The sequence below is a fragment of the Stenotrophomonas sp. 1L-E-5-B-C3 genome (assembly GCF_057292075.1).
This window is the reverse complement of the sequence record NZ_JBXAWS010000025.1, coordinates 36,224-46,047: the sequence shown is the minus strand read 5'-3', so window position 1 is coordinate 46,047 and position 9,824 is coordinate 36,224. Positions and strand designations below refer to the sequence as shown.

10 protein-coding genes are annotated in these 9,824 nt (G+C 67.9%); 4 read left to right on the top strand and 6 right to left on the bottom strand.

The genetic code is table 11. The annotated features are described in order from the left end of the window. Positions 1 to 168 precede the first annotated feature (168 nt). The 4 genes from murU to AC0Z6F_RS21060 all read right to left on the bottom strand — a co-directional run bounded on the left by murU (position 169) and on the right by AC0Z6F_RS21060 (position 3,799). Positions 169 to 879, bottom strand: coding sequence for an N-acetylmuramate alpha-1-phosphate uridylyltransferase MurU (gene murU, locus AC0Z6F_RS21075; RefSeq protein ID WP_012510299.1), 711 nt, complete (start codon positions 877 to 879; stop codon positions 169 to 171). Beyond that, positions 876 to 1,901, bottom strand: a complete 1,026-nt coding sequence (locus AC0Z6F_RS21070; protein WP_012510300.1) for an aminoglycoside phosphotransferase family protein — start codon at positions 1,899 to 1,901, stop codon at positions 876 to 878. Before AC0Z6F_RS21070 ends, murU begins: the two co-directional genes overlap by 4 nt. A gap of 64 nt (positions 1,902 to 1,965) precedes the next feature. Next, a complete protein-coding gene (locus AC0Z6F_RS21065; protein ID WP_004147394.1) occupies positions 1,966 to 2,235 on the bottom strand; it encodes a GlsB/YeaQ/YmgE family stress response membrane protein in 270 nt (89 codons plus the stop codon). A 70-nt stretch (positions 2,236 to 2,305) separates the two neighbouring features. Continuing rightward, complete coding sequence (locus tag AC0Z6F_RS21060) at positions 2,306 to 3,799, bottom strand: M20 family metallopeptidase (RefSeq protein ID WP_012510301.1); 1,494 nt, start codon at positions 3,797 to 3,799, stop codon at positions 2,306 to 2,308. A gap of 199 nt (positions 3,800 to 3,998) precedes the next feature. Between AC0Z6F_RS21060 and AC0Z6F_RS21055 the strand changes: the two genes are divergently transcribed. From AC0Z6F_RS21055 to AC0Z6F_RS21040, 4 genes are all read left to right on the top strand, one after another. After that, positions 3,999 to 4,325, top strand: a complete 327-nt coding sequence (locus tag AC0Z6F_RS21055) for a ComEA family DNA-binding protein (protein WP_012510302.1) — start codon at positions 3,999 to 4,001, stop codon at positions 4,323 to 4,325. 352 nt (positions 4,326 to 4,677) lie between these two features. After that, complete coding sequence (locus AC0Z6F_RS21050) at positions 4,678 to 5,763, top strand: L,D-transpeptidase (RefSeq protein WP_012510303.1); 1,086 nt, start codon at positions 4,678 to 4,680, stop codon at positions 5,761 to 5,763. A gap of 17 nt (positions 5,764 to 5,780) precedes the next feature. Beyond that, on the top strand, positions 5,781 to 6,506 hold the full coding sequence (locus tag AC0Z6F_RS21045) for a murein L,D-transpeptidase catalytic domain family protein (RefSeq protein ID WP_012510304.1): 726 nt from the start codon (positions 5,781 to 5,783) through the stop codon (positions 6,504 to 6,506). A 34-nt stretch (positions 6,507 to 6,540) separates the two neighbouring features. Beyond that, positions 6,541 to 7,152 carry a HutD/Ves family protein gene (locus AC0Z6F_RS21040; protein ID WP_012510305.1) on the top strand — a complete coding sequence of 204 codons (612 nt, stop codon included), beginning with the start codon at positions 6,541 to 6,543 and terminating at the stop codon, positions 7,150 to 7,152. A 75-nt stretch (positions 7,153 to 7,227) separates the two neighbouring features. On the opposite strand, the gene AC0Z6F_RS21035 is transcribed toward AC0Z6F_RS21040, so the two are convergent. Together AC0Z6F_RS21035 and AC0Z6F_RS21030 are read right to left on the bottom strand one after the other, a co-directional pair. Next, positions 7,228 to 8,832 (bottom strand): sulfite reductase subunit alpha, encoded by a 1,605-nt coding sequence (locus tag AC0Z6F_RS21035; RefSeq protein WP_012510306.1) that lies wholly within the window; start codon positions 8,830 to 8,832, stop codon positions 7,228 to 7,230. Then, complete coding sequence (locus AC0Z6F_RS21030; RefSeq protein ID WP_012510307.1) at positions 8,829 to 9,800, bottom strand: FAD:protein FMN transferase; 972 nt, start codon at positions 9,798 to 9,800, stop codon at positions 8,829 to 8,831. Before AC0Z6F_RS21030 ends, AC0Z6F_RS21035 begins: the two co-directional genes overlap by 4 nt. Between the last annotated feature and the right edge of the window lie 24 nt (positions 9,801 to 9,824).

Here is a 9,824-nt window from a genome sequence, read left to right as displayed (position 1 = left end):
AAACTGAAAGGTCTCAGCCCGATAAAGTACCGGGAGCAGGCCCAATCGGCCGCCTGACCCCGTCCAAGTCTCGGGGGTCACTTCAGGGACGGGTTCACGGCGTCCCCCGCGAACCCACCCCGCCCGGCCAAGCACGGCTTTTGATCTGAGCGACCAACCACGAGGGGCTCAGCCGTTCGCTGCCAACTCCACATCCAGCGCGCGCAGGCGATCCACGGTCCCGACATCGGTCCAGCGCCCGCGATGGTGCTGTCCGGTCATCAACCCCTGCGCCATGAAGTGCTTCTGCAACGGCACCACCGAGAACTTCGGCGGCAGCCGCTCGCTGCCCGGCGCATCACCGATCACCGCGCGCCAGTCGGCCACGATGGAAGGGCGATACACGCCGATGCCCGCATAGGTCAGGCAGGGTCCTGCCCGGTCGTGGTACAGCACACCCTGCGCATCGAGACGGTAGTCACCTTCGGGGTGCTGAGCCGGATTGTCGACCAGCACCAGGTGTGCCTGGCCTTGTGGCTCACGGGGCAGCGTGGCGAAATCGAAATCGGTCCAGATGTCGCCGTTCACCACCAGGAACGGGGCGTCGCCCAGCACCGGCAGTGCGTTGAGGATGCCGCCGCCGGTTTCCAGCGGGGTCGGCCCTTCGTACAGGAAATGCAGTTGCAGGCCCCATTGGCTACCGTCGCCCAGCGTCGCCGGGAACTGCTCGGCCAACCACGCGGTGTTGACGACCACCTCGCGCACGCCCAACGCGACGAGGCGCTCCAGGTGCCAGACGATCAGCGGTTTGCCGGCCACTTCCAGCAGCGGCTTGGGCGTGTGCAGCGTCAGCGGGCGCATGCGCTCGCCCAGGCCTGCGGCAAAGACCAGTGCTTTCATCGGGCCACGCGCATCGGTGCGGCCAGCTCGGCCAGCGCCGGCTTGATGCGGTGTTCCAGCAGTTGCTGCAGCGGTGCCAGCTCGCGGTAGCGCGGCAGCACTTCGTCCAGATAGTTGATGAAGCGCGGCGCGTCGTCCAGGTAATGGCCCTTGTTGTCGCGGTAGCGCAGGCGACAGAACAGACCGAGGATCTTCACGTGGCGCTGGATGCCCATCCAGTCGGCATCGCGCAGGAAGATGGCGCGTTCGGGTACCGGCAGGCCGGCGGCGCGGGCGCGCTCGTGGTACTGCGCCAGCCACTCGTCCACGCGCTGCAGCGGCCAGCTCAGGAACGCGTCCTTGAACAGGCTCACCGCGTCGTAGGCGATCGGGCCACGCACCAGGTCCTGGAAATCCAGCACCGCCGGACCGTCGTCGACCGGCATCAGGTTGCGCGGCATGTAATCGCGATGGGTCAGCAGCTGCGCCTGGCCCAGGGCGTTGTCCATCAACCGGCGGTGTACCAGCTGCAGGCCTTCGAGCTCGCCGCAGTCCAGCTCCAGGTGGAGGTGGCGCTGCAGGAACCATTCGTCGAACAGGCCGGCATCACGCTGCAGCAGCGCCTCGCCGAACTGGCCGAAGCCGGCGGGTACCGGAATCGCCTGCAGGCGCAGCAACTGTTCGATCGAGCGACCGAACCATTCATCGGCGTTGCGCTCGTCGAGGATCTTCGCCAGGGTCGGGCCGCCGAGATCTTCCAGCAGCAGGAAGCCAACATCGAGGTCCTGCGCCAGCAGCGCGGGCACGCGCAGGCCGTTGTCGTGCAGCAGGCCGTGCATGTGCAGCCACGGCCGCGGATCTTCCAGCCCCGGGGGGGCGTCCATCACGATGTGGCTGCCGCGCGTGCTGGTGGTGCGCCAGTAGCTGCGCATGCCGGCATCTACCGAAGCGCGCTCGACCACGGCGTTGCCGTCGTCAAGCTGGGTACGGGCCCACCGCAGGCGCTGCGCGCTGCGCTGGGGATCGGAGGCGGGTTCGGTCATGCAGGCATATCCGGGCGCGCCGGGCGCGCCAACGTCGGGAACAGGAAGGGAAGGGCGGTCAGGCTCAGCGGCGACCGCTGAACAGGCGCAGGATCGCCAGCACGACGACCGCGCCCACGACCGCACCGAAGAAACCGGCCGGTTCGCCGGCGGCGTACCAGCCCATGTACTGGCCGAACCACCCGGCCAGCAGCGCGCCGATGATGCCCAGCACGATGGTCAGGAGGCAGCCCATGCGGTTGTTGCCGGGCATGAAGAATCGCCCGAGCAGGCCGACGAAGAAGCCGACCAGGATGATGTACAGCCAGCTGCTGCTGCCGAACAGACCATTCATGCGTGTGATTCCCACCAAGAGTGGACGCAGCCTAGCAAGGCCAGGCTGCGTCCGTCACGGTGTGCCGCTGTCAGCAGCAGCCGTGGTCGCCGTGGCGGGTGCCGCTGTCGGCAGCCACCGGCGAACCGCTGGTCTCGCCACGCAGGCTGGCGGCGTAGTGCTCGCTGATCACCTTGGACACGCAGGACGTGACCTTCTTGCCCATCGGGATGTGCAGGAACTCGTTCGGGCCGTGCGCGTTGGAGTGCGGGCCGAGCACGCCGGTGATCATGAACTGTGCGCCCGGGAATTTCTCGCCGAGCATGCCCATGAACGGGATCGAGCCGCCTTCGCCCATGTACATCGCCGGCTTGCCGAAGAAGGCCTGGCTGGCGTCGTCGATCGCCTTGGTCAGCCACGGCGCCATCGCCGGAGCATTCCAGCCGGTGGAGGCCTTTTCCAGGTCCAGGGTGACCTGTGCGCCGTTCGGCGGATCGCGTAGCAGCGCTTCCTTCAGCAGTTCGCCGCAGGTCTTGCCATCGGCAGTCGGCGGCAGGCGAAGCGACAGCTTCACCGACGTCTGCGGGCGCAGCACGTTGCCGGCCGATTCCAGCGCCGGCATGCCACCCACGCCGGTGACCGACAGCGCCGGGCGCCAGGTGCGGTTGAGCACCAGCTCGGTCAGGTCCTCGTTCATCGGGCGCAGGCCGTCGACCATCGGGAACTTCTCGAAGATCTCGGTATCGACCACTTCGGCGGCGCGCTTGGCCTGCGCCTGGCGCTCGGCCGGAATTTCAACGTTCATGCCATCGATCAGGATGCGGCCGGTGTCCTGGTCCTCGATGCGCGACAGCAGCTGGCGCAGCAGGCGGAAGCTGGACGGCACAACGCCGGAGGCATCGCCGGAATGCACGCCTTCGTTGAGCACCTTCACGGTGAAGTTGCCGCCGGTCAGGCCGCGCAGCGAGGTGGTGCACCACAGCTGGTCGTAGTTGGCGCAGCCCGAATCCAGGCAGACTACCAGCGACGGCTTGCCGATGCGGTCGGCCAGGTGGTCGACGTAGGCCGGCAGGTCGTAGCTGCCCGATTCTTCACAGGCCTCGATCAGCACCACGCAGCGGGCATGCGGCAGGCCCTGGGCCTGCAGTGCCAGCACCGCGGCCAGCGAGCCGAAGATGGCGTAGCCATCGTCCGCACCGCCGCGGCCATACAGCTTGTCGCCGCGCAGGACCGGGGTCCACGGGCCGAGGTCGTCGTCCCAGCCGGTCATTTCCGGCTGCTTGTCCAGGTGGCCGTAGAGCAGGATGGTGTCGTCGCCGGTTTCGGCGCCGGTAGCCGGAATTTCCAGGAAGATCAGCGGGGTACGGCCTTCCAGGCGCACCACTTCAACCTTCAGGCCGGGCAGCTGCTGGGCCTTGGCCCAGTTCTCCATCAGCGTGACCGCCTGTTCCATGTAGCCGTTCTGCACCCAATTGGCGTCGAACATCGGCGACTTGTTGGGAATGCGGATGTAGTCGACCAACTGCGGGACGATTTCGCTGTCCCACTTGTCATTGACGAATTGGCCGAGCTTGGCGCTGTCCATCTGAAACTCCGGTTGCATGGGCTGATCCGGCCATTCTACGCCTGTGCCACGGGTAGGGTTTTTCCTACATCACGTCGGGTATTTGGCTGGCTTTTAGAAATCCAGGAAACCGATAGGCTGTGTGCATGTGGTGACGGACACTGTTCCTACCGACGGGATTGCCGGTCGGGACGGCCAGAATCACAAGGAGATACACGTCGTGCCTTGGAGTGTCGTGTTGAGGGCACTGGTGCTGGTCGTGTGGATCGCTGGGGCGCATGCCGCCGAACCGATCGACATCAACCGCGCCGATGCCCAAGCGCTGCAGCAGGGATTGACGATGGTCGGAGCCGCCAAGGCCGAGGCGATCGTCGAGCACCGGCGCAGACACGGCCCGTTTCATCGCGTCGAGGACCTGACGCAGGTGAAGGGGATAGGGAAAGCAATCGTCGAACGGAATCGACAGCGGATCACCGTAGGCAACAGGTTGTTGCCGGCGGATCCGGTACCTGGATCGGTACCGGTGCGAACCGTACCGAGGCGCTGACAGCAGGAATCGTCGGAACCGGCAGGAGGCTGGTTCACCGGTCACGGACAGGAAGGCCTTGACCACCGACCGCCGCAGGACGCGGCACCAATCACCAGGATGGTGGCATCACAGACCTGTGGAAGGGGCTGAGATACAAACAGGACAGACGCGGCCGCGTGCAGGATGCAACGCTACCCCCACAGCGCAGGATGCGAGGGGGCGGCAGCAGGCCGACAAGGACGTAACGATTGCCCGGTACGACACATGGCTGTGTCGCCGGGCAGTTTCATTTCCGGCGCCTGGTTTTGCCGCGGCCACCACGGGCCGATGGTGTACGGTGGCCGCTCCGCATGGAAAGGACCCCCGCTGGATGCTTCCGCACCGCCCCACGACCCTGATGCTCGCCCTTGCACTGGCGCTGCCGCCGCTGGCCCATGCCGCTGCGCCGACGTCGGCTGCCAAACCAGCAGCTGCCGCAGCCAGCAGCGCCGAAGTGCGCGGACCGACCGACCTGAAGCCGGGCGAGTACCTGTGGCATCCGGAAATCTCGCCGACCGGCCCGATCGTGCTGGTGGTCAGCCTCGATGAACAGCGCGCCTACGTGTACCGCAACGGCATCGCGATCGGCCTGACCACGATCAGCTCGGGCAAGGCCGGGCACGAGACGCCAACGGGTGTGTTCACCATCCTGCAGAAGGACAAGGACCACAAGTCCAACCTCTACAACAGCGCGCCGATGCCGTACATGCAGCGGCTGACCTGGGACGGCATCGCCCTGCATGGCGGCAGCCTGCCCGGGCACCCGGCCTCGCACGGCTGCGTGCGGCTGCCGCAGGCTTTCGCGCAGAAGCTGTTCAGTGAAACCCAGCGCGGCGACACCGTGGTCGTGGCCGATGCCAAGAGCTCGCCGATGACGCTGGCCTATCCGTCGGTGCTGGCGCCGGTCAACGCGCGTGGCCAGGCCCTGCCGGAGACCGAGGGCGGGGCGCCGGCGCAGGCCTGGTGGAACGACAGCGCGGCGCCGGCGGGGCAGGTCGGCATCCTGGTCAGCCTGCACGACCAGCGCCTGTACGTGCTGCGCGATGGTGTGATGATCGGCGAGTCGCCGTTGAAGGCCGACGCGCTGCCAGCGTTCCAGGGCACCACCTTGTTTGTGATGGGGCAGGGTTACAGCGACACCCCCAGCCCGCTGGACGTGAACCAGCGCCTGCACCAGTGGACGGCCTATCCGCTGCTGGGCCAGGACCGTGCCCAGGCCACCCCGGACCTGCTGGCCACGCCCTCGCTGCCGATGGCGCTGCCGGCCGATTTCGCCCGCCAGCTGTACCAGGTGCTGGTGCCGGGCACGACCCTGCTGGTGACCTCGCTGCCGGCGGTCCGCCCAAGCCCGGCTGAATCCGGAATGCAGCCGGTCTTGGAATCCGAGCCGCCAGGGTCCACCCTCAAGGGCAACTGAGTCCCCCTGTTGTGCCCATGACTGCATCCCGCCTGTGCCGGCTGGCCGCGTTCGGCCTGCTGGCGACCTCGGCCAGCGCCCCGGCGCTGGCACAGACGCCCGCCCTTGCCACCAGCGCCGATGATCTGGCTGCCCTGCTGTCGCGCAGCGCGCCCAAGGCCGACCGCCACGTGTTGCAGCTGGCGGCGCACGCCATGCGCTGTGCGTTGCAGCGGCCGGAGCTGGGCATCAATGGTGATCGGCTCAGCGTGATCGACTATTCGCGCCCGTCCACCGAGCCGCGCCTGTGGGTGTTCGACCTGGCCCACCAGCGCCTGCTGTTCGAGGAATGGGTGGCGCATGGCCGCAACAGCGGTGAGAACCGCACCGAACACTTCTCCAACCGCGATGGCAGTTTCATGTCCAGCCTCGGCGCGTTCACCGCGCAGGAGACCTACATGGGCGGCAACGGCTATTCGCTGCGCCTGGCCGGGCTGGAACCGGGCTTCAACGACCGCGCGCGTGACCGAGCCATCGTCATCCATGGTGCGCCGTACGTGAACCCGGCTACCGCGCAGCTGCAGGGGCGGCTGGGCCGCAGCCTGGGTTGCCCTGCGGTGCGGCTGTCGGTGGCCAAGCCGCTGATCGATGCGTTGCGTGGCGGCACGATGGTGTTTGCTTACTACCCCGACCAGGATTGGCTGAAGCACTCGCAGCTGCTGGCCGGCGAGTGCGGTGGCCAGGGCACGCTCGCCACGCGGTGATGCACGACGGCGCGCGGCATGATGCAATGCGCGGATGAACATCGACTCCCTGCTGCACACTCCGAGCCAGGTGATCTCCCGCCTGGACTACCGCCGCGAACGTTGGCGGAATGGACTTGGCTGGACCCGCGAGATCCTGCGCCTGCCTGCGCAGGGCGATGACTGGGCGCTGCGCCTGTCGGTGGCCGAGATCGAGCAGGATGCCGCGTTCTCTGCCTTCCCCGGGGTGGAGCGCGAACTGGTGCTGCTGCAGGGCAATGGCGTGCGCCTGCGCTTCGACGATGGCCGTGTGGCCGAGGTGCTGCCACCGCACGGGCGCGTGCGTTTTGCTGGTGAGGAAGCGCTGCACGGCGAACTGGTCGATGGCACCACCCACGACTTCAACCTGATGTGGAAGCGCGAGCTGCTGCAGGCCGAGCTGCTGCACCGGCCGCTGGTGGGCGCCATGTTCTTCTTCTGCGAACCGGGTGTGGCCTGGGCGCTGCATCTGCTGGCCGGTCAGGCGGAGTTCGGTGCAGATAGCGGCTTGCCGGCGCTGCAGGCGGGCGATACCGCGTGGCTGTCGGCCGGCGAGCGTCAGCGGCACGCGTTGCAGGGCGGTGGCGAGTTGTTGGCGATCCGGGTGAGTGCGGCGACGATGGCATGACCCTGTAGAGCCGAGCCCATGCTCGGCTGCTTTTCGCGTTCCACCCAGCCGAGCATGGGCTCGGCTCTACAGTGGCTAATACACATCGCGCCGGTAGCGACCGGCCAGCTGCAACGCTTCCTTGCCCTCGGCCCCCAGCACCTGCTCGATCACCGCATCCACCGCCGGGGCCATGCCCTGCAGGCTGCCGCAGACCAGGATCGTCGTACCTTCATCGACCCACTGCCGCAGCGTTGCCGCTTCGGCCAGCAGCCGGTCCTGCACATAGCGATGCGCGCCGCCGCTGCGGCTGAACACTGCATCCAACCGCGCCAGCGTGCCGTCGGCCAGCATTGCCTGCAGTTCCTCACCGAAGTGGAAGTCGTGCTCAGCGGTGCGTTCACCGAACAGCAGCCAGGTGCGGCGCGCGCCATCGCGAGCACGTTCATGCAGGTGCGCGCGCAGGCCGGCAATGCCAGTGCCGTTGCCGATCAGCAGCAGCGGCACGTCGGCGGCCACGCCGTGGAAGTTGTCGTTGCGTCGCAGGCGCAGCTGCACCGGTTCGCCGACCACCGCGTGGTCGCACAGCCAGCCGCTGCCGATGCCCGGCGTGCCATCGGCACGCAACTGGCGGCGCAGCAGGATGTCCAGCGCACCGTCGGCCATCACCGAGGCGATCGAGTACTCGCGATGCGGCAATGGCTGCAGGGTCGCCAGCAACGCAGGCAGGTCCCCCGGTGGAACCAGTGAAGGCAGGTGCGAGCGTGCGACACGGGCCAGCAACGTCTGTCCATCGTCGAGTACCGCGTCAGCATCAAAGCCCTGCGCGTCCAGCCACGCGCGCGCGCTGTCCCGCGCATGCTGCGGACCAATTTCGGCGATGTCGCCGGCCTGCCATTGCACATCAACGCCAACGGGGGGCTGCAGGCGCAGCCAGTACACCGGGCCGCCGGGGCTGCCCGGGTTCAGGTGCTCGCGTTGCAGCAGCGTCCACGGTTGATACTCGGCCGGGCTCCAGTCGGGTAGTTCGCTGGCGCCACCGCCGAGTTGACCCAGCAGTTGCTGCCAATGACGCAGCGCTGCAGGATCGGCGTTGTCGACCTCGATCGCATCGAACAGCGGATGCGCACCGTGCTGGCGCAACCACTGGTCCAGCTGGTGGCCGAATCCGCAGAAGTGGCCATAGCTGCGGTCGCCCAGCGCGAGCACGCCGTACTGCAGATGCTGCAGTGGGGGCGGCGTGGCCATCACCCCGCGCAGGAACGGCAGGGCGTGGTCGGGTGGGTCGCCCTCACCGGTGGTGCTCGCGATGAACAGCGCGCGCTGGCTATCGGCCAGCAACGCCGCGTCCACTTCGTGCAGGCCGCGTACGCGTACCGGCAGGCTGGCACCGCGCAGGGCCTCGGCGCTGCGCTCGGCCAGCTCACGCGCGAAGCCGGTCTGGCTGGACCAGACCAGCAGGATCGGTGGGGTGTCTCCGGTTGCGGCATCGTCGCGCGGGCGCCCGCGCCACCACAGGGCCGCGCAGGCCAGCGCATACAGCGCCGTGGCGAGCACTGCGATCTGTGATTGCCGCGCCGGCGGAGCGCCCTGCCACCAGGCCTCGCCCAGGTGCAGGCGCAACAGCGCCCAGCCGATCACTGCCAGCAGGAACAGCACCAGCGCGTTGCCGAGCCACGCGCGCGACGGACGGGTGCTCATGCGACCTGCTCGTCGAGCAGGCGCTGGAAGGCGCTGCTGAGGAATTCGCGTGGACCCTCCGCTACGCGTTGCAGGTAGCGCGCGGCCAATCCTTCGCGCTCGGCCAGTGCCATGCCTGCCTCACGTCCGAGCACGGTCAATGCCGTGGCCCAGGCATCGGCGTGCATCGCATCGTCGGCCACCACGGTTACCGCAGCCGCAACCTGACGCACCGGCATGCCGGTACGCGGGTCGAGACTGTGGCTGTAGGCCTCGCCATCGGCCTGGTATTGGTGCCAGCGATCACCGGAGGTGGCCACCGCCCTGCCGTCCAGTGTGAGCACGCGTGGCGGGGTATCGGTGTGCGCGTCTTCTTCGGGTGCGGATTCCACCAGCACCCGCCACGGCTGGCCGTCCGGCTTGCGGCCGTAGCCGGCCAGTTCGCCGCCGACTTCGATCAGCGCTGCAGTGATGCCTTGTCCACGCAACCAGGCGGCCACGTGATCGACGCCGAAGCCCTTGGCGATCGCAGAGAGATCTAGTTCCAGTCCACCCGGTTGCAGCAGCGCATCGTCCTGCCACTGCAGGCGCTGCCAATCGCAGCGATCACGCGTGGCCTGCAGGCGTGCGGGATCGGGCTGAGTGCGTTCACCGGCGTGTGCGCCGAAACCCCACAACGCTACCAGCGGGCCGATGCTGGGATCGAAGGCGCCGTCACTGGCGGCGGCGATGGCCAGTGCGCAGGCCAGAACGTGGCGGGTCTCGGCCGGCAACGCGCACCATTGGCCGGCGTCGGCGCGGTTGTAGCGGCTTAGATCCGAGCCGGGTTCCCAGGTGCTCATCTGTGCGACCACTTCATCCAGCCGCGCCTGGATGCCAGCGTGCAGCGGGTGCAGGTCGCGCTGGTGCGATGCGACCAGCGACACGCTCCACGTGGTGCCCATGGTGGTGCCGCCGAGGCGGGCGATGTCGAGCAGGGAATCGGTCATGGTGATGCGTAGCGGCGGCGATGC

Bases quoted from the DNA above. Each gene is read 5' to 3' on its own strand.
- murU (WP_012510299.1), bottom strand. From the start codon at position 879: ATGAAAGCACTGGTCTTTGCCGCAGGCCTGGGCGAGCGCATGCGCCCG.
- AC0Z6F_RS21040 (WP_012510305.1), top strand. From the start codon at position 6,541: ATGAACATCGACTCCCTGCTGCACACTCCGAGCCAGGTGATCTCCCGC.
- AC0Z6F_RS21035 (WP_012510306.1), bottom strand. From the start codon at position 8,832: ATGAGCACCCGTCCGTCGCGCGCGTGGCTCGGCAACGCGCTGGTGCTG.
- AC0Z6F_RS21070 (WP_012510300.1), bottom strand. From the start codon at position 1,901: ATGACCGAACCCGCCTCCGATCCCCAGCGCAGCGCGCAGCGCCTGCGG.
- AC0Z6F_RS21065 (WP_004147394.1), bottom strand. From the start codon at position 2,235: ATGAATGGTCTGTTCGGCAGCAGCAGCTGGCTGTACATCATCCTGGTC.
- AC0Z6F_RS21030 (WP_012510307.1), bottom strand. From the start codon at position 9,800: ATGACCGATTCCCTGCTCGACATCGCCCGCCTCGGCGGCACCACCATG.
- AC0Z6F_RS21050 (WP_012510303.1), top strand. From the start codon at position 4,678: ATGCTTCCGCACCGCCCCACGACCCTGATGCTCGCCCTTGCACTGGCG.
- AC0Z6F_RS21060 (WP_012510301.1), bottom strand. From the start codon at position 3,799: ATGGACAGCGCCAAGCTCGGCCAATTCGTCAATGACAAGTGGGACAGC.
- AC0Z6F_RS21045 (WP_012510304.1), top strand. From the start codon at position 5,781: ATGACTGCATCCCGCCTGTGCCGGCTGGCCGCGTTCGGCCTGCTGGCG.